We start from the raw sequence: 23,735 nt of genomic DNA on the forward strand, positions 1-23,735 counted from the left end.
ACGACGCAGATTCAATGCGTCAAATCGCTGATCCTCATTGTCCGTTTGCGCTCGCGGGGCCAAAGCGAGCGCTGCGCGGACAGATCAGACAGATTCAGACGAGCCATCCTGGCTCGCTTCAAATAACGCCATGGCCTCGACATGCGCCGTCTGAGGAAACATATCGAGAATCCCGGCACGTTTTAACCGGTAGCCCTGCTTGATCAATTCGACCGTATCGCGCGCCAGAGTTGCAGGGTTGCACGACACATACACCAACCGCTCGGCACCCAGGGTCGCGAGCTTGCGCACCACCTCGAAAGCACCGTCACGCGGTGGGTCCAAGAGTACCGCAGAAAAGCCGTTTCCGATCCACTGGGCATCGGTCAAAGGCTGGGATAAATCGGCTTGAAAAAACTTTGTGTTATGCAAATTGTTGCTAGCGGCGTTCGCGGCGGCGCGGTCGACCATGGTCTGCACGCCTTCCACCGCCACCACTTCGCGCACGCTTTTGGCCAGCGGCAAGGCGAAATTGCCCAGACCGCAGAACAGGTCCAGCACGCGCTCGTCGCCGCGCGGTTTCAGCCAGTCCAGCGCCTGCGCCACCATCGCCTCGTTGACTCCGGCGTTGACCTGGATAAAGTCTCCCGGCCGCCAAGCCAGGTCCAGATCCCACTGTTCCAGACGATAGCCCAGCGACTGGGTAGCATCGACCGGTTGCGGCTCGCCCTCACCATGCAGCCACAACTGCGCTTCATGGAACTGGCAGAATTCCTTGAGAATCGTCAGATCCGCTTCGGACAACGGCGCCATGTGCCGCAGCAGCACGGCCAGCGATGAACCGCTGAACAACTCGACATGCCCCAATGCTTGCGGCTTGCTCAAACGACGGAGCATCTGTGGCAAACGGGTCATGATCGGTTGCAAGGGCTGTACCAGCACCGGGCACTCGCTGATCGCGACGATGTCCTGGCTGCCGGCGGCGCGAAAACCGACTTCGAGTTGCTTCGCCTTCATGTCCCAACGCACGGCGATCCGCGCGCGACGACGATAGCCGAACTCCGGGCCACTCAATGGCGCGGCCCATTCTTCAGGCGCGACGCCTGCGACCTTCGACAACTGCTCGGCGAGCATGCGCTGTTTCAGGGCAAGCTGTTCGTCGTGGGGCAAGTGTTGAACACTGCAACCGCCGCAGCGGCCGGCGTGCTGACAAGCGGCCGGACGGCGCAATTCGCTGGCCTTGAACACGCGTTCGGTACGCGCTTCGACCACTTTGCCGTGGGCGCCAAGCACCCGCGCTTCGACTTCTTCACCCGCCAGGGCGCCAAGAACGAACCAGGTGCGGCCTTCGAAAAACGCGATACCGCGACCGTCATTGGCCAGGCGCTCGATAGTCAAGCGCTGTTTTTTGCCGGTCGGAATTTGTGGGGCCTTGCTGCCACCGGTGGGCTGAAAGCGCAGGCCTCTCTCGTGCTTGGCCATCAGTTGGGCGCGTCGAAAATGCCGGTCGACAGGTAACGGTCGCCACGGTCACAGATGATCGCGACGATCACCGCGTTTTCAACTTCTTTGGACAGGCGCAGCATCGCTGCCACCGCACCACCCGAGGACACGCCACAGAAGATGCCTTCTTCGCGGGCCAGACGGCGGGTGACGTCCTCGGCTTCGCTTTGCGCCATGTCGACGATGCGGTCGACACGATCAGCCTGGTAGATCTTCGGCAGGTATTCCTGCGGCCAGCGACGGATGCCGGGAATGGCCGAGCCTTCCATCGGTTGCAGACCCACGATCTGCACGCTGTCGCTCTGCTCTTTGAGGTAGCGCGAGACCCCCATGATGGTCCCGGTGGTGCCCATCGAGCTGACGAAATGGGTAATGGTGCCCTGAGTCTGGCGCCAGATTTCCGGGCCGGTGGTGGTGTAGTGGGCTTCAGGATTATCGCCATTGGCGAACTGGTCCAGCACTTTGCCACGACCCTCGGCTTCCATCCGTTGAGCGAGATCGCGAGCGCCTTCCATGCCCTCTTCCTGGCTGACCAGGATCAGCTCGGCGCCATAGGCGGTCATGGCGGCCTTGCGCTCGGCGCTGGAATTGTCCGGCATGATCAGGATCATTTTGTAACCCTTGATCGCGGCGGCCATGGCCAGTGCAATGCCGGTGTTGCCCGAGGTCGCCTCGATCAGCGTGTCGCCGACGTGGATCTGCCCGCGCAGTTCGGCACGGGTGATCATCGACAGCGCCGGACGGTCCTTGACCGAACCCGCCGGGTTGTTCCCTTCGAGCTTGAGCAATAGGGTGTTGCTGGTGGCACCGGGCAGGCGCTGCAAACGCACCAGCGGAGTGTTGCCGACGCAATCGGCGATGGTTGGGTACTGCAGGGTCATGGCGTATTCGCAATCCAGACGTGCGGGGGCGCCTATCATACCGGCAAACCCGCGCAGGCCATATCACGCAAAGTGCGGTGCTTATGGTTTATGGGAATAAGCAGAGTCCAGCGGTGAATCGAAGGGCCTCTTCGCGAGCAAGCCCGCTCCCACAGGGGGCCGCGGCCTTCACACAATCTGCGGACGACACACATCCACTGTGGGAGCGGGCTTGCTCGCGAAGGCGTCCGTACCGACAACACTGCTATCTCACAGGGGGCCGGGACCTTCAGACAATCTGCGGACGACACACATCCACTGTGGGAGCGGGCTTGCTCGCGAAGGCCTCAGTGCCGACGACACTGCTATCTCACAGGGGGCCGGGCCTTCACACAATCTGCGGACGACACACATCCACTGTGGGAGCGGGCTTGCTCGCGAAGGCGTCAGTGCTGATGACGCTGGTATCAGCCACCAGCCGCAGATTCAGACGCAACCCGGATCCGGCATTCTGCGCCCACAACATCCCGCCCTGCCTCTGCACCGCGTTCCTCGCAATGCTCAACCCCAGACCAAACCCGCCATCCCCCGGGCGCGAGCCGTCAAGGCGGGTGAAGGGCGAGAAGATCCGCTGCAGATCACCCTCGGCCACGCCACCGCCCTGATCCTCCAGCCACAAATGCCAGTAGTCACCCTCACGCCGCCCCTCCAGCCGGACGATACCGCCCTCGGGCGAATGACGAATGGCATTGCGCAGAATGTTCTCCAGCGCCTGCGCCAAAGTGTTGAGGTGGCCGCGCACCCAGCACGACGACGGCACCGCGCACTGCAATTGCAGGCTCGGCCAGCCGCTTTCGTAACAGGCGTTGTCGGTGAGCATCTCCCACAGCGCCTGAATCTGGATCGCTTCGTCAGGCAGGGGCGCACGTTCGGTGTCGAGCCAGGCCAATTGCAGGGTGTCCTCGACCAGCCGCTGCATGCCATCGACTTCACGGCCAATGCGTTCGCGCAGTTGCAGCAGATCCTGTTCGCTCTCGCTGGCCACCCGCAGTCGGCTCAGCGGCGTGCGCAGTTCGTGGGACAAGTCGCGCAGCAACTGCTGTTGCAGGGTGACGGTGGATTGCAGGCGTTCGGACATCGAGTCGAAGGCCCGCGCCAGTTCGCCGAGCTCGTCCGGGCGCTGGGTGATGCCGCTCGACAGGCGCACATTCAATTGATCGGCGCGCCAGGCGTTGGCCTGCTCGCGCAAGTTGTTCAGCGGCACCACCAGCAAGCGGTACAGGCCGATACACAGCAACAAGGTGAACAGCCCGGGAATCACCCCGTTGGTGATCACCCGCCAGAACACCCGGTACTTCCCCGGCAGGAAACGCTCGGGCAACTCGATCACCAGACTGCCGGCGGACGGGTCCTTGGGAAACGGCACGCGCAGCCACGGCCGCCCCTGTTTGTGGATCGGCCAATCGAGCCCGCGCAAGAAGGTCAGGTGCTGGATTTCCTGTTCATTCAGCGGATCGCTGCTCAACGACTGCAGATTGCGGTCGATCACCCCGACCCAGCCCGCCTCGCGCAGCTCCATGCTCTGCAACCAGTTATCGATTGCGTCACGCTCGCCGCGCTGCCACGCCCCTTCCGCCTCGGCGGCATATCGGCTCAGCGTGCCGCGGGCCTCGTCGGAGAGGAACTGGTTGCGCTCCTCCATGTAACGGCCCCAGGACCAGCTCAACCAGATCATCAGCAGACAGAAGGCCACCAACAGACACGCCAGTTTCCAGAACAGCGAATGCCGCCCCGGCAGATCAGAGACTTTCATCGGACGCACTCAGCACATAGCCCTTGCCCCACACCGTACGCACTTCCCGCTCGGTGTAGCCGATGGCCTTGAGTTTGCGGCGGATCTGGCTGATGTGCATGTCGAGGCTGCGGTCGTGGGCCGCATAGCCGCGCTGCAACACATGCTGATAGAGGAAAGCCTTGCTCAGCACCTCTTCATCGTTGCGATTGAGGGTTTCCAGCAACCGGTATTCGCTGCGGGTCAGGCCGGCTGCCTGTTCGTTATGGAAGACTTCGCACTGCTCATCGTCGAAACGCAGCGCGCCGCTGACCGTGGCTGGCGCAATGGCTGCCGGGCGCCGATCGAGTGCCACCCGCCGCAAAATCGCCTCGATCCGTACATGCAGCTCGGCCATGCTGAACGGCTTGGGCAAGTAATCATCAGCCCCCAGACGGAAGCCGCTGATGCGATCGGCCTCGGCGCCCAGGGCCGACATCAGCAACACCGGCGTGGAATGGCTCTGGCGCAATTGTGTGAGCACCTTCAAACCATCGAGTCCCGGCAGCAGAATGTCCATCAGCACCACATCGAACGGCTGGTGGCGGGCGATGTTCAGGCCGTCCTGACCGTTCTGGCACCAGGTCACCGCAAAGCCGCTGCGGCCCAGATGTTCGTGGACATAGGCACCGAGCACCGGATCGTCTTCGATGGAAAGGATGCGTGGCTGACCAGTGGAAACAGGAGTCATGAGTATCTGCAAGTAATTCTCAGTTGAGAGTGATTATTCAAGATTGCCGGCCATCGGGCAACCCAAGCTTGACCGGCCGGACAAACGCGCCTGCCTCGGGCAGACCGATGCCGAGATGATTTTTCCGAAGATTGCCTGCCTGCAAATCGCTACACTGCGCCCATGCCACGTGCCGGACGCACGTGCGAGTCAACAGTTCAGCGGGATGCAGGAGATGGGTGTGCTCAAGAAACTGGGAATCAAAGGTCGCGTATTGTTGCTGACCCTGTTGCCAACCAGCCTGATGGCGTTGGTGCTCGGTGGCTATTTCACCTGGATGCAACAGTCCGACCTGCAGACCCAATTGATGCAGCGCGGCGAGATGATCGCCGAACAACTGGCCCCTCTGGTCGCGCCCGCCATGGGTCACGGCAACACCGACCTGCTGGAACGCATCGCCACGCAGTCCCTCGAGCAGCCCGACGTGCGCGCCGTCACCTTCCTCGCCCCCGACCGCACACCGCTGGCGCACGCCGGCCCGACCATGCTCAATCAGGCGCCCAGCGGTGACAGTGCACAACTGCAACGGCGCAGTGGCAATGACGCCACGCGTTACCTGATGCCGGTGTTCGGCAAGCATCGCAACCTTGCCGGCGACCTGATCCCGGAAGAATCCGAGCGCCTGCTCGGCTGGGTCGAACTGGAGTTGTCGCACAACGGCATGCTGTTGCGCGGTTACCGCAGCCTGTTTGCCAGCCTGCTGCTGATTGCCGCTGGCCTTGCCGGCGCAGCCCTGCTCGCGTTGCGCATGGGCCGCACCATCAACCGCCCGCTGAGCCAGATCAAACACGCGGTCGCCCAGCTCAAGGACGGTCATCTGGAAACCCGCCTGCCGCCGCTCGGCAGTCAGGAGCTGGACGAGCTGGCCTCGGGCATCAACCGCATGGCCGGGACCCTGCAGAATGCTCGCGAAGAGCTGCAGCACAGCGTCGATCAGGCCACCGAAGACGTGCGCCAGAACCTGGAAACCATCGAAATCCAGAACATCGAACTGGACCTGGCGCGCAAAGAGGCGCTGGAAGCGAGCCGGATCAAATCCGAATTCCTCGCCAACATGAGCCACGAGATCCGCACGCCGCTCAACGGCATTCTCGGTTTCACTCATCTGTTGCAGAAAAGCGAACTGACCCCGCGCCAGCTCGACTATCTGGGCACCATCGAAAAGTCCGCCGACAGCCTGCTCGGGATCATCAACGAGATCCTCGATTTCTCGAAGATCGAGGCCGGCAAACTGGTGCTCGACCATATTCCGTTCAACTTGCGTGACCTGTTGCAGGACACCCTGACGATTCTTGCGCCGGCAGCCCACGCCAAACAGCTTGAACTGGTCAGTCTGGTGTACCGCGACACGCCGCTGTCGCTGGTCGGCGATCCGCTGCGCCTGAAGCAGATCCTTACCAACCTGGTCAGCAACGCAATCAAGTTCACCCGCGAAGGCACCATCGTCGCCCGCGCCATGCTCGAAGAAGAGCATGAAGACAGCGTGCAACTGCGCATCAGCATTCAGGACACCGGCATCGGCCTGTCGAGTCAGGACGTGCGCGCGTTGTTCCAGGCCTTCAGCCAGGCCGACAACTCGTTGTCGCGCCAGCCCGGTGGCACCGGCCTTGGCCTGGTGATTTCCAAGCGCCTGATCGAACAGATGGGCGGCGAAATCGGCGTCGACAGCACCCCGGGTGAAGGCTCGGAATTCTGGATCAGCCTGAGCCTGCCAAAAACCCGCGACGACACCGACGACCTTCCCGCCCCGCCGCTGCTCGGGCGCCGGGTGGCAGTGCTGGAAAATCACGAACTGGCGCGTCAGGCCCTGCAGCATCAACTGGAAGACTGTGGCCTCGACGTCACGCCATTCAACACCCTGGAAAGCCTGACCAATGGCGTCACCGGCGCCCACCAGACCGATCAGGCGATCGACCTCGCCGTGCTCGGCATCACCAGCAACGACATGCTCCCGGAGCGCCTGAACCAGCACATCTGGGATCTCGAACACCTGGGATGCAAAGTGCTGGTGCTGTGCCCGACCACCGAGCAGACGCTGTTCCACCTGTCGGTGCCCAACCCGCACAGTCAACTGCAGGCCAAGCCGGCCTGCACGCGCAAACTGCGCCGGGCGCTGGCGGATCTGGCCAACCCGCGCCAGCCGCGCAACGAACCGGGCGAACCGCTGTCGAGCCGTGCGCCGAAAGTGCTGTGCGTCGACGACAACCCCGCCAACCTGTTGCTGGTGCAGACCCTGCTCGAAGACATGGGGGCCAAAGTGCTCGCCGTCGAAAGCGGTTACGCCGCCGTCAAAGCCGTGCAAACCGAATCCTTTGATCTGGTGCTGATGGACGTACAGATGCCGGGCATGGACGGGCGTCAGACCACTGAAACCATCCGCCAGTGGGAAAGCGAACGGCATTGCACGCCGCTGCCGATCGTCGCCCTCACTGCCCATGCCATGGCCAACGAGAAACGCGCCTTGCTGCAAAGCGGCATGGACGATTACCTGACCAAACCCATCAGCGAGCGGCAACTGGCGCAAGTGGTGCTGAAGTGGACCGGTCTGGCCTTGCGCAATCAGGGACCGGAGCGGGTCAGCGACAGTGCAGCGGGCAGCCACGAACTGCCGGTGCTCGACCACGAGGAAGGCCTGCGCCTGGCCGCTGGCAAGGCCGATCTGGCCGCAGACATGCTGGCGATGCTGCTCGCTTCGCTGGAAGCCGACCGTGAAGCGATTCGCACCGCCAGCGAAGCACGTGACCAAAACGCGCTGATCGAACGCGTGCATCGCCTGCACGGTGCAACCCGGTATTGCGGCGTACCGCAGTTGCGCGCGGCCTGTCAGCGCAGTGAAACCCTGCTCAAACAGGGCGACCCCAAAGCCGTGGCGGCGCTGGAAGAACTGGAGCGGGCGATCAATCGCCTCGCGGCGCAGGCCAGGATAAGCGCCTGATCCACGGCAATGTCGCCCGCGCTATCGCACGCTAAAGTGAGAGCGAGTCAACGCTGACTCGCCACCCCGCTCCAGGAGGAATGCATGCGCACGATCGTTTTCAGCAGCCAGACCTACGACCGCGACAGTTTCCTCGCTGCTGACTGCCCGGCCGGTATCGAGCTGCAGTTTCAGCCGGCCCGGCTCAGTCTCGACACGGCAGCCCTGGCCGAGCAGCACGCCGTGGTCTGCGCCTTTATCAATGATGACCTCAGTGCACCGGTGCTGGAGCGCCTGGCTGCCGGCGGCACACGGCTGATCGCCCTGCGCTCGGCGGGCTACAACCATGTCGATCTGGTCGCGGCGAAACGCCTCGGGCTGGCCGTGGTGCGGGTGCCGGCCTACTCGCCGCATGCGGTGGCCGAACATGCCGTGGCGCTGATTCTGGCGCTCAACCGGCGCCTGCACCGCGCCTACAACCGCACCCGCGAAGGTGATTTCAGCCTGCATGGCCTGACCGGTTTCGATCTGGTGGGCAAGACCGTCGGGATTGTCGGCACCGGGCAGATCGGCGCCACGTTCGCGAAAATCATGCACGGTTTCGGTTGTGAGTTGCTGGCCTATGACCCGTACCCCAACCCTGAGGTTGTGGCATTGGGCGCGCGTTATCTGAGCCTGCCGGAACTGCTGGCGCAGTCGCGGATCATCAGCCTGCACTGCCCGCTCAACGCGCAGAGCAAACACCTGATCAACCGCGAGTCACTGGCGCACCTGCAACCCGGAGCAATGCTGATCAACACCGGGCGCGGCGGGCTGGTCAACACACCGGCGCTGATCGACGCCTTGAAGGACGGCCAACTGGGCTATCTGGGTCTGGATGTCTATGAAGAAGAGGCGCAGCTGTTTTTCGAGGATCGCTCCGACCTGCCGTTGCAGGACGATGTGCTGGCGCGGTTGCTGACGTTTCCAAACGTGATCATCACCGCGCATCAGGCGTTTCTGACCCATGAAGCTCTGGGCGCGATTGCCGCGACCACTCTGCACAACATCGCGACCTGGGCCGCAGGCGCGCCGCAGAACCAGGTCGAAGGCTGAAGGCTTGTCGACTATTTGGGCGACAGCGACGAGGCCAGGATCAGCAGCGCCAGCCAGCCAAACCCGAAAAAGCGCTGCTTCATCGAGTGACCGTTACGCAGCAGGAACCAGGCAAAGACCATCGGCAGCAGAAACACCATGATCTTCAACCAGCCTTCCACCGGACGCGAACCGTCGGCGTTGGCCTGAAGTTGAGGAACTGGTGCTGATTCCGATTGCCGACGGCGGCGACCGACCGCAGCGGGTGTCGCTCTCGGCGCGGGCTCGGGGGCTGGCGGCGGGACAAACGCCTCGGGCACGGATTTATTGCGCGGCAGGCTGCCAAATGAAATGGTCGCTGTTGCGGCGGCTGCCGCTGTTTGCGCCGGAGTGCGCTCGTGCTGCTGCGCCCTCGGAGCACCACAATGAATGCACGCCTTCGCTTCAGAGCTGATACTCCGCTTGCATTCATAACATTCGATCAGCGCCATGTTCCGTTCCCTCAGAGTGAAGGGCGGCAGTTTGCCATGAGCGTCAACCAATTTGAACCGGATCGAAGGTCGCACGCGTACGCCATCCTGCAATCAAGCCCGTGCTAGCATGTCGCGCATATTTGGAGGACCCATGGTCGAACACGATTTCCGCTACACCCTGATGAACCCGCAACACACCCTCACCGAATGCCGCGCCCTCGTACCGGGCCGCTATCAGGTCACCGGCAATGGTGGCTCGATCCGCAACGGTGACGTCCTGTTGGTCACCCTCAAAGGCAGCAAGGACTTGTCCATGCGCCTGACCGTCGACACCGTGCGCCACCTGATCAATCCGCCGGGCCAATGGACCGCGATGACCACCGGCCCGGTATTCGGCGAACTGGCGATCCACACCTGGCAGGTCAACTGCGACAGCTGCGCCAAAGAGCTGAACTTCGAGTTCGCGGTCGACGCCAAGCTGGGCAAGACCGCCGAGAAACCGGCCGCCACCGCGCGCATCGCCGAGCTGGGCTGGAAAGCCGTCGGCGACAAGCACCTCTGCCCGAAATGCCAGGAGCCTGCGTGATGAAACGCCTTGCCCTGCCCTTGCTGGTCGGTGCCGCTCTGGTGGGCTGTGCCGCAGAGCCTGTGCAATTGCAGCAGAACCGCAGCTACATTCTGGAATGGATTGGCGAGCGGCCATTGATGGATTACAGCCATCTGACCGTGACCCTCGGCGACGATGGCCGCGCGTATGGCAACGGCGGCTGCAACCACTGGTTCGCGCCGTACACCCTCGATGGCGACAAGCTGAGCTTCGGCCCGATCGGCAAGACCCGCAAACTCTGCGCGCCAGCGCTGATGGAGCAGGAACAACGCTTCCTGCAGGCCCTGCAAGGTGTCGAGCGCTGGGACATCTCGCCGATCGAACAGATGCGCTTCTGGCCGGCTGAAGGCAAGCCGTTGCGCTGGTGGCTGGAAGAGGGTTAATCCTCTGCTGCTGAGACTACCCTGTGGCGAGGGGACTTATCCCCTCACCACAAAACCTCACGTGTTCTACTTGGCAGCCTGCAACGCCTCCAGCTTGGCCAAAACTCCCGCCGCCGTCTGCTCCCCCATCAACTGCTCACGCACCTTGCCCTTGTTGTCGATGATGTAAGTCACCGGCAAGGCCTCGCTGCGCGGCAGGTCGAACAGGTCCGCCGGATCCTGCGCCAGCACGGTGAACTTGATGCCCAGCTTCTCGCTGGCAGACTTCAGATCCTCGCCCTGCACGTTGTCGAAGTTGACCCCGAACACGCCGATGTTCTTGCCCTTCAACTCGTCTGCCAAATGATTGAGTTCGGGAATTTCCGTGCGGCACGGGCCGCACCATTCGGCCCAGTAATTGAGCACGACCCATTGCTTGTCCAGACGCTCGGAGGCCACCTTCTGTCCATTCTGGTCTGTGCCGTAGTCGTTCCCGCAGCCCCCCAGCATCAACGCCCCGATCATCGTCAATGCCGCTGCCAATCGCCGTGTCATGTCGTGTTCCCTGGTCAAAAATTGAATGCGCCTGCGACCCATCGCCTCTGAAGGTTCTGGATTGCGCGCTGCACAGTTAGAATAGCCGCCACTTTACGCCAGAAGCGACCCGCCATGACCGATCTGACGCTTTATCACAATCCGCGCTGCTCGAAATCCCGCGGTGCGCTGGAACTTCTTGAGGCCCGTGGCCTGGCCCCGAACGTGGTGCGCTACCTGGAAACCCCGCTGGACGCCGCGCAAATCAAGGCCTTGCTCGGCAAGCTGAACATCAGCGCGCGGCAACTGCTGCGCACTGGAGAAGATGAATACAAAATGCTACAGCTGGCCGACGCCAGCCTCAGCGAGGCGCAATTGATCGCCGCCATCGCCGCGCACCCGAAACTGATGGAACGGCCGATTCTCGAAGTCGGCGACAAGGCCGTGATCGGCCGTCCGCCGGAGCAGATTCTGGAGTTGCTGCCGTGAGCGCGCCGTACATTCTTGTGCTGTATTACAGCCGCAGCGGCTCGACCAACGAGATGGCCCGGCAGATTGCCCGCGGCGTCGAACAGGCCGGCCTCGAAGCGCGCCTGCGTACCGTGCCGGCGATTTCCACCGAGTGTGAAGCGGTGGCCCCGGACATCCCCGAGGAAGGCGCGCTCTACGCTACCCTCGATGACCTGAAGAACTGTGCCGGCCTCGCCCTTGGCAGCCCGACCCGCTTCGGCAACATGGCCGCGCCGCTCAAGTACTTCCTCGACGGCACCAGCAACCTGTGGCTGACCGGCGCCCTGGTCGGCAAACCGGCCGGCGTGTTCACCTCCACTGCCAGCCTGCACGGCGGCCAGGAAACCACCCTGCTGTCGATGATGCTGCCGCTGTTGCACCACGGCATGCTGATCACCGGCCTGCCGTACAGTGAGTCGGCGCTGCTGGAAACCCAGGGCGGCGGCACGCCGTATGGCGCCAGCCATCATGCCGGGGCTGACGGTAAAAGCGGCCTGGATGCCCACGAGGTGGCGCTGTGTCGCGCACTGGGTCTGCGTCTGGCCAAGACCGCGCAAAAACTGGAGGGCTGAGGGGTGGCGAAGAAGCCGAAAATCCTGCCCTCCATCGAGTGGCTCGAACCCCGCGTCAAGGCGATGCGGCTCATCAGCCTGCTGTGCTTCTTCGGCCTCGCCGGGCTGCTTGCCGCTTACTATCTGGTGTTCGCCGACCTGCACGGCGCGCGGCCGTGGGTGATATTGCTGGTCGAACTGATCCCGTGGATCGTCCTTGCGCCCGCGATGATCAAGGGCAGCGCACGTGGGCATTCGTGGATGTGCTTTGTGGTGAATCTGTATTTCATCAAGGGCGCGTTGGCGGCCTATGACCCGAGCCGACAGCTGTTCGGGGTGCTGGAGATGGTCGCGAGCCTGGCGCTGTTCTGCTCGGCGCTGCTGTATGTGCGGTGGCGGTATCAGTTGAATCGCAAGTTGGCTGGCGAAGGCGAAATCAGCGTCGCCTGAGCGGACGCCTTCGCGAGCAGGCTCGCTCCCACAGGGGAATGCACTCCAAAATGTGGGAGCGAGCCTGCTCGCGAATGGGACAATGCGGTATCAATGGTTGACGGTGTAGGCCAGCATCATCGAAATCTGGCTCATCGGCCGCCCGCCACTCTCTTCATGCCACTGGTTGAACGCATTCTGCACAATCGCCAGATCACGCAAACTGGTCGGCACCTTGTCGACGATCTTCTGCGCATTCAGCGCCGCGACCACGTCATAACTCGGCACGAACGTGTCCTTGCCCACCATGCGCAGGAAGCGTGGCGCGGACAAGCCGCCCAGTTGATGACCGTGCTTTTTCAGGTAAGTCCACAGACCGACGATATCGGTCACCGGCCAGTCGGCGATCAACGCACCAAAACTACCCTTCTCTTTCTCGACATCGAGGATGAACTGCGCATTGCGTGGCACGCTCTTGAGCTTGCCCAGGTGACGGATGATCCGCGCGTCCTGCATCAGGCGCTCGAGATGCTCGGCGCTCATCAGCACGACTTTTTCCGGGTCGAACCTGAAGAACACTTCTTCGAAGGCCGGCCACTTGGCGTCCACCAGACTGTGCTTGAGCCCGGCGCGGAATACGCGCAGGGCCATGGTCGAGAGGTAGCGGTCGTCGCTGATCTTGCGCAATTGCGCCGGGGTCTTGGGAACGGGCAGATGGGCTTCCAGTTCAGCCGCCGAACCGAAGCGGTTCAGACAGTATTCGTGCAGCCACTTGTAATCGCGCATGCCCTCTCCTGTTGAATGAAACAAAGAACCCTATGTGGGAGCGAGCCTGCTCGCGAAGTGGGAGTATCAGTCAACACATCAGTTGAATGACGCACCGCTTTCGCGAGCAGGCTCGCTCCCACATTTAAAGGTGTTTACAAGTTAACGACGTTAACGAAGCGCGAAGCCGCCGTCTCGTCGATCTTCAGGCTGGTGAAGTCGAACAGATTGCGGTCGGCCAGTTGCGACGGCACCACGTTCTGCAGGCTGCGGAAGATGCTTTCGGTGCGGCCCGGGGTCTTGCGATCCCAGTCCTGGAGCATTTCCTTGACCACCTGACGCTGCAGGTTTTCCTGCGAACCGCAGAGGTTGCACGGGATGATCGGGAATTCCTTGAGGTCCGAGTAGGCCTGGATGTCTTTCTCGTTGCAGTAGGCCAGCGGACGGATCACCACGTTGCGCCCGTCATCGGCGCGCAGTTTCGGCGGCATCGCCTTGAGGGTGCCGTTGAAGAACATGTTGAGGAAGAACGTCTCGACAATGTCATCGCGATGGTGACCCAGGGCCATTTTGGTCGCGCCGATTTCGTCGGCGAAGGTGTACAGCGTGCCGCGACGCAGGCGCGAGCACAGCGAGCAGGTGGTCTTGCCTTCCGGGATCAATTCCTTGACCACCGAATAGGTGTCCTTCTCGACGATGTGGTACTCGACGCCCAGCTCTTTCAGGTAGGCCGGCAGCACGTGCTCGGGGAAGCCCGGCTGCTTCTGGTCCATGTTCACGGCGACGATCTCGAATTTGATCGGCGCAACCTTCTGCAGGTGCAGCAGCACGTCGAGCATGGTGTAGCTGTCCTTGCCCCCGGACAGGCAGACCATGACCTTGTCGCCGTCTTCAATCATGTTGAAATCGGCGACCGCTTCGCCGGCCAGGCGGCGCAGGCGCTTTTGCAGTTTGTTCTGGTTGACCGTAAGAGTGCCCATGACGCGAAATCCGTGAGGTGTGACGAAAGGCCGGCATTTTACGCAAAAACGCCGTGGGGGCGAAGGGCCGCGGTCGCATTGGCTGTCTGCCGCTGTTGCGAGGGAGCCCTAGTAATCCTGCACCACATGATCGCAAGAGCCTGCGGCGATTAAGCCCTGTGTTTACAGCGCGATTTGCTCTAAGCCCCTAGTCCCTGTGCGGTTAAGTCCTTTCTATACTGCGACATAAGGTCGCACACATCTGAAGACCTGTATTTGCTCGGCCACCTTGGCCCGTAGGCGCTCCGCTGGGGGGCGATGGCAATAACAAGAGGAGTGACTGGCATGATCCATCACGTAGTGGGACTTTTTACCCACCCCGATCAGGAATGGAAGGAAATCCGTGGCGACCAAGAGGAAAGCATCAGCCACATGTACCTGACGCACACGCTGATCCTGGCGGCGATTCCCGCCGTTTCGGCGTTTATCGGCACCACTCAGGTCGGCTGGGTGATCGGCAACCGCGCCCCGGTGATGCTCACCGTGGAGAGCGCCATCTGGATGACCGTGATGTCGTACCTGGCGATGCTCGGCGGGGTCGCGGTCATGGGCGCTTTCGTACACTGGATGGCCCGCACCTATGACGCCAACCCGAGCCTAGCGCGTTGCGTGGCGTTCGCCACTTACACCGCGACGCCGCTGTTCGTCGGCGGGCTGGCGGCGTTGTATCCGCACATGTGGCTGGGGATGATCGTCGGCACGGCGGCCATCTGCTACACGGTGTATCTGTTGTACGTCGGGTTGCCGACGTTCATGAACATTCCGTCGGACGAAGGTTTTCTGTTCTCCAGCTCAGTGCTGGCGGTGGGTCTGGTGGTGCTGGTGGCCATCATGGCGTTCACCGTGATTGTCTGGGGCCTCGGCGTGGGGCCGGTGTATACCAACTGACATGATTCACCCCCGAGAAAAACAAGATCTGCCAATACAGGCCGCCGCAAGGCGGCCTTCTCGTTTGGCGGATGACCATTCGGCAGGTCAGCGATTCGCAAGTCCTGGAGGTTGCGGCATACTCGACGCCTCTGGAGATCCATCAAGCATGCCCGAGCAACTCAATACCCGCGTCGAAGACTGTTACCAACTCGCTGAATCCTTTTTCAAACGCCATTTCCAACGCCCCGTCGTCAGCCTCAAGCTGCGCGGGCAAAAAGCCGGTGTCGCGCATCTGCACGAGAACCTGCTGCGCTTCAACCCGCAGCTGTACCGGGAAAACACCGAACATTTCCTCAAACAGACCGTGGCCCATGAAGTCGCGCACCTGATCGCCCATCAACTGTTCGGCGACCGCATCCAGCCCCACGGCGAGGAGTGGCAACTGATCATGCGCGGGGTCTACGAGCTGCCGCCGGATCGCTGCCACACCTATGCAATCAAGCGCCGCAGCGTGACGCGCTACATCTATAAATGCCCGTGCGCCGACAGTGATTTTCCGTTTTCGGCGCAGCGTCATAGCCTGGTCAGGCAGGGGCGACGGTATTTGTGCCGGCGCTGCCGCAACACCTTGGTGTTCAGTGGTGAGATGCGCGTCGAATAGTCAGTTTTGTGTTGTCGCTGCCGACGCCTTCGCGAGCAAGCCCGCTCCCACATTTGGAACGTTCCCCTGTGGGAGCGGGCTTGCTCGCGAAAGGGCCGGCACAGACGCTAAAGAATGACCTTGGCACGCCGTAACTCGGCAATCCGCTCTGATCCAAAGCCCAACTCCCCCAACACCTGCTCCGTATGCTGTCCCAGCACCGCGCCAACATGTCGCGGCGCCGGCAGCGCCTCGGCAAACTTCAACGGACAGGCGATCTGCGCCTGGCTGGAACCATCGCCACGCGGCACCTGTGTCACCAGCTCGCGCGCCTGCAACTGCGGATGCTGCACTGCCTCGCTCAGATTCAAAACCGGTTCGACACAGGCATCGACCCCGGCGAACAATTCACACAGTTGGGCAAAGTCATGTTTTTCGAATTCGACTTTCAGCGCGTCCTTCAATAACGTCTGCTGCTCGGGTTTCGGTGACAATCCCTGCGCCGCCAACTCCGGCCGGCCCAACGCCGTGCACAGTTGCTGCATGAACCCCGGTTCCAGGCTGCCCACCGACAGCCAGCGGCCATCGCGAGTGCGGTAGTAGTCATAGAAGCTGCCACCATTGAGCATCTGATCCTCCCAATGCGGTTCTTCGCCACAAGCGAGGTAAGCGGCCCCGGCCATGGCATGCAGGCTGAAAGCGCAATCGGTCATGCTCACGTCCAGGTGAGTGCCCTGCCCGGTTTGCTGCCGGGCGATCACCGCCGCCAGCAGACCGATGACCCCGTGCAGCGAACCGCCCGCCACATCCGCCACCTGCATGCCCAACGGCAGCGGGCCGCTGTCGGCACGCCCGGTGTAACTGGCAAGCCCGGCCAGGGCGAGGTAGTTGATATCGTGCCCGGCGCGATCCTTGTACGGCCCGGTCTGGCCGTAACCGGTGATCGACACGTAAATCAGCTTCGGGTTGATCGCCTTCAGCGCCTCATAGCCCAGGCCCAGCCGCTCCATCACACCGGGACGGAACTGTTCGAGCACGATGTCGTATTCGGTCAGCAACTGCCTGACCACCTCCAGCGCCTCGGGCTGCTTGAGATCCAGCGCCAGGCTGCGCTTGTTGCGGTTCAGGTAAGCATGGCTGGCCGACATCCCCCGATCGTGCGGCGGCAACACCCGCAACAGGTCCAGGCGAGTCGGCGACTCGATGCGCAGCACCTCGGCGCCCATGTCGGCGAGCAACAGCGAGGCGAACGGCCCTGGCAGCAGGGTCGAGAAATCCAGAATCTTCAGCGAAGCCAACGGCGCGGACATGGGCAATCTCCTTGAGCGATGCTTCCAGCCTAGGCAGCGAAGCCACGTACAGCAATCACCGGATACGTCAGCGGCAGTGACCGTAATGCTCAAATCGCAGGCCATAAAAAACCTGCCGAAGCAGGTTTTTTATTCAAGCGATGCTTACTTCACATTGCTCGGGGTTGGGCCTTCAGCCACACCCAGATCATCTTCAGGACGGGTATCGGCGATACCGCGACCGCCCGAGGCCAGCTCGGATTGCAGCACATCGGTGTCCAGCTCCTTGACCCACTTGGCGACAACGATGGTCGCCACGGCGTTACCGACCAGGTTGGTCAGGGCACGGGCTTCGGACATGAAGCGGTCGATACCGAGGATCAGCGCCAGACCCGCCACCGGCAGGTGACCGACCGCCGACAGAGTGGCTGCCAGCACGATGAAGCCCGAACCGGTCACACCGGCGGCGCCTTTGGAGGACAGCAGCAACACCACCAGCAGCGTGATCTGGTGCGTGATGTCCATGTGCGTGTCGGTGGCCTGAGCGATGAACACAGCGGCCATGGTCAGGTAGATCGCGGTGCCGTCGAGGTTGAACGAGTAACCGGTCGGGATCACCAGACCCACTACCGATTTCTTCGCGCCCAGACGCTCCATCTTGATCAGCATGCGTGGCAGTACCGATTCCGACGAGGAAGTACCCAGGACGATCAGCAGCTCTTCACGGATGTAGCGGATCATCTTCAGCACGCTGAAGCCGTGCATGCGGGCGATAGCGCCGAGCACGATCAGGATGAACAGCACGCAAGTGATGTAGAAGCAGGCCATCAGTTGACCCAACTGCACCAGCGAGCCGACACCGTAGGCACCGATGGTGAACGCCATGGCACCGAAGGCACCGATTGGCGCGAGCTTCATGATCATGTTGATGATGTTGAACATCACGTGGGCGAAGCGATCGATGAAGTCGAGGATCGGACGGCCATAGTCACCCAGGCGATGCAGGGCGAAACCGAAGATCACCGAGAACATCAGCACTTGCAGGATGTCGCCTGTGGCGAACGCGCCGACGATGGTGGTCGGGATTACGTTGAGCAGGAAGCCGACAACGCTCTGATCAGCACCCTGGGCCACATAGGTGGCGACTTTCGAAGCGTCGAGTGTGCTGACATCGATGTGCATGCCGTTGCCCGGCTGCACGATGTTGACCACGATCAGACCGACCAGCAAAGCGATGGTCGAAACGATTTCGAAGTACAGCAGTGCGTAACCACCGGTCTTGCCGACCGACTTCATGCTTTGCATGCCAGCGATACCGCTGACCACGGTGCAGAAGATGATCGGGGCGATGATCATTTTGATCAGTTTGATGAACCCGTCACCCAGCGGCTTTACCGCGACACCGAACTGCGGGTAGTAGTGACCAAGAGCAATACCGATGATGATCGCGACGATCACCTGGAAATACAGGGATTTGTACAGTGGCTGACGAGTCGTCATTGCAAGCTTCCTCAAGCGTCCCGCGACCAACATCCGTCTGTTGACCGCAAAACCTGAATTGCGAACCCTCCTGCACTGGAGGGATTTGTTGTGTCGAGCGGCGCTTTACCCACGGGATAAACGCACACTTCTGTCGCTCTTATCGCAAACCTCGTGCCACTTTGGTGCAATTGCCTGCAAGCCTTTTGATATCAGGGCATGCAGGCGGTTTTTTGTCACTGGCTGGTGACGTCAGTGTGGCGGATTTCCGCCAACTCGCCGGATCTCGTCCTACAATTTGGCGGAAATCCGCCTTGTTGACGATGCTGCCCCCGGCTACCATCCGGCGCCTGAGGAAGGATCTGCCGCTTATGCGCGAACGTACCATCGCCAGTCATTTCGCCCGTGCCGCCCTCGGTGGCGCACGCCGTTCGGGGTTCGATTATTTGCCGCTGCTGCAACAGCTGGGCATCAGCCCGCAGTTGCTGGATGAGCCGCGAGCACGCATCGCCCCCGAGCAATTCACCGAACTGTTGCAGAACCTGTGGCTGGCCCTTGATGACGAATACCTGGGCTTTGGCAACGCACCGAGCAAACCCGGCAGCTTCGCGATGATGTGCCACGCCCTGATCCACTGCCGCAATCTGGAGAAGGCGCTGCAACGCGGTTTATTGTTTTATAGCCTATTCCCCGAGGCCCCGCGCCTGAGCCTGCAGCGCGAAGACGAATGGGTGCGGCTAAGCCTCGATGATTCGCAGTTATGGGACCCGGATCACTTTCTCAGCGAGAGCCTGCTGGTGATCTGGCATCGCCTCGGCAGTTGGCTGATCGGCCAGCGTATTCGTCTGGAGCAGGCCACGTTCAGCTATCCGAAACCGGCGCACGGTGCCGAATACGACCTGCTGTTCCCCTGCCCGCTGGTGTTTTCTGCCGAGCACAGCAGCCTGCTGTTCCACAGCCGCTATCTGCACATGCCACTGTTGCAGGACGAACGCACCCTCAAACACTTTCTCGAACGCTCACCCGCCGACCTGTTGTCGCGACCGGATGACGGCGACAGCCTGAGCAGCCGCCTGCGCCGCTTGCTCAGCCGCGACAGCGCGCACTGGCCGGACCTGGAAGCGGTGGCCGCACACCTGCACATCAGCCCGCAGACCCTGCGCCGGCATTTGCGCGAGGAAGGCACCAGTTTTCAGGAGTTGAAGGATCAGTTGCGGCGAGATATCGCCATTTACCATTTGGGCCGGGCGGATCTGTCGTTGCAACAGATTGCCGAGCAACTGGGCTTTTCCGAGCCGTCGGCGTTTCATCGGGCGTTCAAGAAGTGGACGGGGCTGACACCGGGGGCTTATCGGGCGCAGGAGCAGTGAGTGGCGCGGTGAACCGACTGGCGCCTTCGCGAGCAGGCTCGCTCCCACAAGGGGGCTGTGAACACCGCCGATCCAATGTGGGAAGCGAGCCTGCTCGCGAAGAGGCCGGCAAGACCTGCGACTAGACCGCAGGAAAATGAATCCTGAACGCCGCCCCGCCCATCGGCGAATCGCCCAGCGCCAGCTTGGCGTTGTAGCTCTCGATGATGTCCTTGACCACCGCCAGCCCGATCCCCTGCCCCGGGTGCTGACGATCCAGGCGTTCGCCGCGTTCCAGAATCCGCGCTCGCTGGTTCGGTGGCACGCCGGGGCCGTCGTCCTCGATGCACAACTCGATGCCGGCCAGGGTCTCGCGCACGCTGATGCGCACTTCGCCCAGACACAGGCGATAGGCGTTTTCCAGCAGGTTGCCCATCATCTCCAGCAGCGCGCCCTGCTCAATCGGCACATAGCATTGATCCGGCAGATCGAAGGCCACCCGCACGCGCTTGTCGCGGTAGACCTTGTCCAGCGTGTCGCACAGGCTTTTGAGCACCGGTTGCAGGCGCACCTGATGGCGCACCAGACCGCTTTTGCGCAGGCTGGCCCGTTGCAGTTGATAGCTGATCTGCTGGCTCATGCGCTCGATCTGGGTTTGCAGCACCCAGGCCTGATCGCGATCTTCGGGACGCTGGGCCATGTCTTCACTGACCCCTTGCAACACCGCCAGCGGGGTTTTCAGACTGTGCGCCAGGTCATCGAGTGAGTCACGGTAGCGGCTGCGCTGCTGACGCTCGCTGTGCAGCAAACGGTTGAGCGAACCGGTCAGGCGCAGCAGTTCGCGCGGGTGCTCTTCGGTGAGACTTTCGCGGGTACCGCTTTCGATTTCGTCGAGCTCCTGACTGAGCCGGCGCAACGCCTTGAGGCCCCAGGTCAGGCCGATCCACAACAGCGCCAGCAGCACCAGCAACGCAGCGCCGAAGCCCAGGTAGAGATTGTCGCGCAGGCCTTCGAGGGTGTTTTCGTATTCGCGCACCGGTTGCAGAGCAACGATACTGAACGCTGCACTTTTGCCGCCCAGCAGTTTGACCTCGACGTCGTAGACGAAGAATTCCTGACCGTTGCTTTCGCGGATCCGCGCGAACTCGTTACCCATGCCGTCGTAGCGCGGCTTGTAGTTGATCTGCTCTTCCTGCGTGCCTTTCGACCGCCAGACCAGTTTGCCTTCGCGGTCGTAGATGTAGCCAAGCAAACGGTTGTCAGTCAGATTGAAACGCTCATCCGGCAATTGCGCCGGCATCATCAGGCGGCCGTTCTCGATGCGCGCTGCGGAGATCAGCGTGGTGACATCCGAGGCCAGACGCTGCTCGATCGAATCCTGCAGCGCCAGGCTGAACGCCCCCTGCATGGCCGGCAGCAAGCCGAGCATGAACAACACCGCCAACGTGGTGGCGGCGAGCATCAAGCGAACACGAAGCGAACGAATCAAGTGCAGCGCTCATTGAACAGGTAGCCGAGACCGCGCACGGTGTCGATCGGCTTGAACCCGGCCGGGCCTTCCAGCTTGCGACGCAGGCGACCGACCAGCACTTCGATCACGTTCGGATCGCGCTCGTCGTCGTCGGGGTAGAGCTGCTCCATCAGGCGATCCTTGGGCACCACTTGCTGATGGTGGCGCATCAGGTATTCGAGGATGCGGTATTCGTAGGCCGTCAGTGCCAGCGGTTCTTCATCCAGCGACGCCTGTTTGCGATTGAGGTCCAGCAGCAACGGGCCGGCAACGATGGTCGACTGGGTGAAACCGCTGGAACGGCGCAGCAAGGCGTTGAGTCGCGCATCGAGTTCTTCGAACTGGAACGGCTTGACCACGTAGTCGTCGGCACCGGCGGCGAGGCCTTCGACCTTGTCCTGCCAGTTGCCGCGCGCGGTGAGGATCAGGATCGGAAACGTCTTGCCGCTCGAGCGCAACTGCCGGATCAGATCCAGACCGCCCATGCCCGGCAGGCCGAGATCGATCACCGCCAGATCGAAGTTGAACTGGCCGGTCTGGTACAACGCCTCTTCGGCATTGGCCACGGACTCGACCACGTGACCGCTCTCCGTCAGGCGGGTTTGCAGGTGATGGCGCAGCAGCGCTTCATCTTCGACGACCAACAGTTTCATAACGCTCTCCCGGGTAAATCGATAACGCCAACAACACACCTGTGGGAGCGAGCCTGCTCGCGAAAGCAGTGGTTCAGTCAACGTAGATGTCGACTGAACCATCACCTTCGCGAGCAAGCCCGCTCCCACCCTGATTTCGCCTGGCACTTGCCCTCGCGAATCGCTTTTCTAGAAAGCGTAGTTGGCCGACAGGTAAGTCTGGGCGCTGCTGGTCAAGTCCAGCGAGCCTTGTTTGCTGCCGCCGCGTTCTTTCATTTCAGTGCTGGCGTTGCTCATCAGGTAACGGTAACCGAGTTCGACCGAAACGTTTTGCGCCACTTGCTGCAGCACACCGAGTTGACCGCCGACGGCGTAACCGATGTCGCTGTCACGGCTGTAGCCTGGCGACTCCTGAGTCAATTTGGTCAAACCGGCCGTTGCGCCCCCGAACAGTCTGGTGCTGCCGCCCACTGGGTAGAACAGATCGTAGCTGCCCAGCAGGTTTTCCTGGCGCAGTTTAATGCCATTGTGCGAACCGGACACGTTGTCGTAGGTGGCGTAGTAGCGACCTTGCGAATTTTGCTGCCCCAGGCGCACGCCGTAGGTGTTGTTGCCGTCGATCGCGCCACTGGCGTCCGGGTGGCCGAGGTTGTCGTTCAGCGCATGGGATTTTTTGACCTTGTCACTGGTCTGGCCGAACGTCAGGCCGGCGAAGTTGGTGGTGTCATCGGCATGTGCCGCAATGCTGGAGCCCAACAAGGTGAAAGCCAGCAGCAGTTTGTTCAGACGAGTCATCGAGTTTCCTCTTTCTCAGTGCTGTTTGGGTATGGCGCAAGGTTACTGACCTGCCCCTGTACCTCCCCTGAACACTCTCTGAACCTGCGCTGAATCAAATCGACTAGGCTGTCCTGACCACTTTTCAAACAAGGAGACCGACCATGCGCCTGTTCCTCGCCCTCGCCCTGCTCGCTGCCAGCAGTCTGGCCAACGCTGCGATCAAGACTCAGGAGATTCCCTACCAGAGCGCCGACGGCACAAAACTGATCGGCTACTACGCCTACGACGACGCGATCAAGGGCAAGCGCCCGGGCGTGGTGGTGGTGCACGAGTGGTGGGGCCTGAACGATTACGCCAAGCGTCGCGCCCGCGACCTCGCCGAACTGGGCTACAGCGCGCTGGCGATCGACATGTACGGCGAAGGCAAGAACACCGAGCACCCGAAAGATGCGATGGCGTTCATGCAGGCTGCGACCAAGGATGCCGCCGCGTCGAGCAAGCGCTTCGAGGCCGGACTGAACCTGCTGAAAAAACAGCCGCAGACCGACGTGAATAAAATCGCAGCCATCGGCTACTGCTTCGGCGGTGGCGTGGTGCTCAACGCGGCGCGTCAAGGCGAGCCGCTGGCGGGCGTGGTCAGTTTCCATGGCGCACTGGCGACCACCACCCCGGCCACCCCCGGCAGTGTGAAGGCGAAGATTCTGGTCGAGCACGGCGCACTGGACAGCATGGTCACCGCTGACAACGTCACCGCGTTCAAGAGTGAAATGGACAAGGCCGGCGCCGACTACAAATTCGTCAGCCTCGACGGCGCCAAGCACGGCTTCACCAATCCCGACGCCGATCGCTTGAGCCACGGCGATCACGGTGGCCCGGATATCGGTTACAACAAGGCCGCCGATGAAAAATCCTGGGCAGACATGAAGGCGTTCTTCCAGAAGATCTTTGGCTGATGGATTGCGGCGCGGCCTTCGCGAGCAGGCTCGCTCCCACAAGGGATTTGTGATCGGCGCAGATTCAATGTGGGAACGAGCCTGCTTGCGAAAGC

General features: G+C 61.8%; 24 protein-coding genes. 11 read left to right on the plus strand and 13 right to left on the minus strand.

The window, feature by feature from the left end:
• Nucleotides 1-84 precede the first annotated feature (84 nt).
• The 4 genes from rlmD to AC0J41_RS18710 form a co-directional block, all read right to left on the minus strand.
• The gene (gene rlmD, locus AC0J41_RS18695; protein ID WP_473013277.1) at nt 85-1,461 is read right to left on the minus strand and encodes a 23S rRNA (uracil(1939)-C(5))-methyltransferase RlmD; all 1,377 of its coding nucleotides are present in this window, start codon (nt 1,459-1,461) and stop codon (nt 85-87) included.
• Entirely contained in the window at nt 1,461-2,363 is a 903-nt protein-coding gene (gene cysM, locus AC0J41_RS18700; protein WP_025112958.1) for a cysteine synthase CysM, read from the minus strand. Before cysM ends, rlmD begins: the two co-directional genes overlap by 1 nt.
• 367 nt (nt 2,364-2,730) lie before the next feature.
• Nucleotides 2,731-4,155 carry a histidine kinase sensor domain-containing protein gene (locus AC0J41_RS18705; RefSeq protein WP_473013278.1) on the minus strand — a complete coding sequence of 475 codons (1,425 nt, stop codon included), beginning with the start codon at nt 4,153-4,155 and terminating at the stop codon, nt 2,731-2,733.
• The gene (locus tag AC0J41_RS18710; RefSeq protein WP_025112956.1) at nt 4,142-4,864 is read right to left on the minus strand and encodes a response regulator transcription factor; all 723 of its coding nucleotides are present in this window, start codon (nt 4,862-4,864) and stop codon (nt 4,142-4,144) included. Before AC0J41_RS18710 ends, AC0J41_RS18705 begins: the two co-directional genes overlap by 14 nt.
• A 220-nt stretch (nt 4,865-5,084) precedes the next feature.
• Between AC0J41_RS18710 and AC0J41_RS18715 the strand changes: the two genes are divergently transcribed.
• Nucleotides 5,085-7,838 (plus strand): response regulator, encoded by a 2,754-nt coding sequence (locus AC0J41_RS18715; RefSeq protein ID WP_473016021.1) that lies wholly within the window; start codon nt 5,085-5,087, stop codon nt 7,836-7,838.
• Between the two features lie 84 nt (nt 7,839-7,922).
• Entirely contained in the window at nt 7,923-8,912 is a 990-nt protein-coding gene (locus AC0J41_RS18720; protein ID WP_473013279.1) for a 2-hydroxyacid dehydrogenase, read from the plus strand.
• 11 nt (nt 8,913-8,923) lie between these two features.
• Here AC0J41_RS18720 and AC0J41_RS18725 read toward each other — a convergent pair whose 3' ends face one another.
• Complete coding sequence (locus AC0J41_RS18725; protein ID WP_473013280.1) at nt 8,924-9,382, minus strand: hypothetical protein; 459 nt, start codon at nt 9,380-9,382, stop codon at nt 8,924-8,926.
• Between the two features lie 133 nt (nt 9,383-9,515).
• Here AC0J41_RS18725 and AC0J41_RS18730 point away from each other — a divergent pair, with 133 nt between their 5' ends.
• Both AC0J41_RS18730 and AC0J41_RS18735 read left to right on the plus strand, forming a co-directional pair.
• Complete coding sequence (locus tag AC0J41_RS18730; RefSeq protein WP_025112952.1) at nt 9,516-9,950, plus strand: hypothetical protein; 435 nt, start codon at nt 9,516-9,518, stop codon at nt 9,948-9,950.
• Nucleotides 9,950-10,354, plus strand: a complete 405-nt coding sequence (locus tag AC0J41_RS18735) for an META domain-containing protein (protein ID WP_007968709.1) — start codon at nt 9,950-9,952, stop codon at nt 10,352-10,354. The genes AC0J41_RS18730 and AC0J41_RS18735 overlap by 1 nt, the downstream gene beginning before the upstream one ends.
• A gap of 66 nt (nt 10,355-10,420) precedes the next feature.
• Here AC0J41_RS18735 and AC0J41_RS18740 read toward each other — a convergent pair whose 3' ends face one another.
• Complete coding sequence (locus AC0J41_RS18740; RefSeq protein ID WP_025112951.1) at nt 10,421-10,888, minus strand: TlpA disulfide reductase family protein; 468 nt, start codon at nt 10,886-10,888, stop codon at nt 10,421-10,423.
• 114 nt (nt 10,889-11,002) lie between these two features.
• Between AC0J41_RS18740 and arsC the strand changes: the two genes are divergently transcribed.
• From arsC to AC0J41_RS18755, 3 genes are read left to right on the plus strand one after another with little or no spacing between them, the layout of a single operon-like run.
• Nucleotides 11,003-11,356: an arsenate reductase (glutaredoxin) gene (gene arsC, locus AC0J41_RS18745; RefSeq protein WP_025112950.1), complete on the plus strand. Its 354-nt coding sequence runs from the start codon at nt 11,003-11,005 to the stop codon at nt 11,354-11,356.
• Nucleotides 11,353-11,949, plus strand: a complete 597-nt coding sequence (gene wrbA / locus AC0J41_RS18750; RefSeq protein ID WP_025112949.1) for an NAD(P)H:quinone oxidoreductase — start codon at nt 11,353-11,355, stop codon at nt 11,947-11,949. The genes arsC and wrbA overlap by 4 nt, the downstream gene beginning before the upstream one ends.
• A gap of 3 nt (nt 11,950-11,952) precedes the next feature.
• On the plus strand, nt 11,953-12,378 hold the full coding sequence (locus AC0J41_RS18755) for a DUF2069 domain-containing protein (protein ID WP_473013281.1): 426 nt from the start codon (nt 11,953-11,955) through the stop codon (nt 12,376-12,378).
• Between the two features lie 90 nt (nt 12,379-12,468).
• On the opposite strand, the gene AC0J41_RS18760 is transcribed toward AC0J41_RS18755, so the two are convergent.
• Nucleotides 12,469-13,143, minus strand: coding sequence for a DNA-3-methyladenine glycosylase I (locus AC0J41_RS18760; protein WP_473013282.1), 675 nt, complete (start codon nt 13,141-13,143; stop codon nt 12,469-12,471).
• Between the two features lie 134 nt (nt 13,144-13,277).
• Nucleotides 13,278-14,102 carry a tRNA 2-thiocytidine(32) synthetase TtcA gene (gene ttcA, locus AC0J41_RS18765; RefSeq protein ID WP_025112946.1) on the minus strand — a complete coding sequence of 275 codons (825 nt, stop codon included), beginning with the start codon at nt 14,100-14,102 and terminating at the stop codon, nt 13,278-13,280.
• A 324-nt stretch (nt 14,103-14,426) separates the two neighbouring features.
• On the opposite strand from ttcA, the gene AC0J41_RS18770 reads away from it, so the two are divergent.
• Together AC0J41_RS18770 and AC0J41_RS18775 are read left to right on the plus strand one after the other, a co-directional pair.
• Nucleotides 14,427-15,029: a Yip1 family protein gene (locus tag AC0J41_RS18770; protein WP_007917515.1), complete on the plus strand. Its 603-nt coding sequence runs from the start codon at nt 14,427-14,429 to the stop codon at nt 15,027-15,029.
• A 148-nt stretch (nt 15,030-15,177) separates the two neighbouring features.
• Complete coding sequence (locus tag AC0J41_RS18775) at nt 15,178-15,672, plus strand: SprT family zinc-dependent metalloprotease (protein WP_025112945.1); 495 nt, start codon at nt 15,178-15,180, stop codon at nt 15,670-15,672.
• A gap of 107 nt (nt 15,673-15,779) precedes the next feature.
• On the opposite strand, the gene AC0J41_RS18780 is transcribed toward AC0J41_RS18775, so the two are convergent.
• Together AC0J41_RS18780 and AC0J41_RS18785 are read right to left on the minus strand one after the other, a co-directional pair.
• Nucleotides 15,780-16,961: a CaiB/BaiF CoA transferase family protein gene (locus tag AC0J41_RS18780; RefSeq protein ID WP_025112944.1), complete on the minus strand. Its 1,182-nt coding sequence runs from the start codon at nt 16,959-16,961 to the stop codon at nt 15,780-15,782.
• Nucleotides 16,962-17,105: 144 nt separating this feature from the next.
• On the minus strand, nt 17,106-18,440 hold the full coding sequence (locus AC0J41_RS18785; RefSeq protein WP_025112943.1) for a dicarboxylate/amino acid:cation symporter: 1,335 nt from the start codon (nt 18,438-18,440) through the stop codon (nt 17,106-17,108).
• A 350-nt stretch (nt 18,441-18,790) separates the two neighbouring features.
• Between AC0J41_RS18785 and AC0J41_RS18790 the strand changes: the two genes are divergently transcribed.
• Nucleotides 18,791-19,789 carry an AraC family transcriptional regulator gene (locus AC0J41_RS18790; protein WP_473013283.1) on the plus strand — a complete coding sequence of 333 codons (999 nt, stop codon included), beginning with the start codon at nt 18,791-18,793 and terminating at the stop codon, nt 19,787-19,789.
• A 121-nt stretch (nt 19,790-19,910) separates the two neighbouring features.
• On the opposite strand, the gene AC0J41_RS18795 is transcribed toward AC0J41_RS18790, so the two are convergent.
• From AC0J41_RS18795 to AC0J41_RS18805, 3 genes are all read right to left on the minus strand, one after another.
• Complete coding sequence (locus tag AC0J41_RS18795; RefSeq protein WP_025112941.1) at nt 19,911-21,257, minus strand: ATP-binding protein; 1,347 nt, start codon at nt 21,255-21,257, stop codon at nt 19,911-19,913.
• Nucleotides 21,254-21,931 carry a response regulator transcription factor gene (locus AC0J41_RS18800; protein ID WP_025112940.1) on the minus strand — a complete coding sequence of 226 codons (678 nt, stop codon included), beginning with the start codon at nt 21,929-21,931 and terminating at the stop codon, nt 21,254-21,256. Before AC0J41_RS18800 ends, AC0J41_RS18795 begins: the two co-directional genes overlap by 4 nt.
• A 168-nt stretch (nt 21,932-22,099) precedes the next feature.
• A complete protein-coding gene (locus tag AC0J41_RS18805) occupies nt 22,100-22,705 on the minus strand; it encodes a membrane protein (protein WP_025112939.1) in 606 nt (201 codons plus the stop codon).
• A 143-nt stretch (nt 22,706-22,848) separates the two neighbouring features.
• Here AC0J41_RS18805 and AC0J41_RS18810 point away from each other — a divergent pair, with 143 nt between their 5' ends.
• A complete protein-coding gene (locus tag AC0J41_RS18810; RefSeq protein ID WP_473013284.1) occupies nt 22,849-23,640 on the plus strand; it encodes a dienelactone hydrolase family protein in 792 nt (263 codons plus the stop codon).
• The last annotated feature ends 95 nt before the right edge of the window (nt 23,641-23,735 follow it).

The sequence above is a fragment of the Pseudomonas sp. Arb-4-2C genome, from assembly GCF_055755015.1.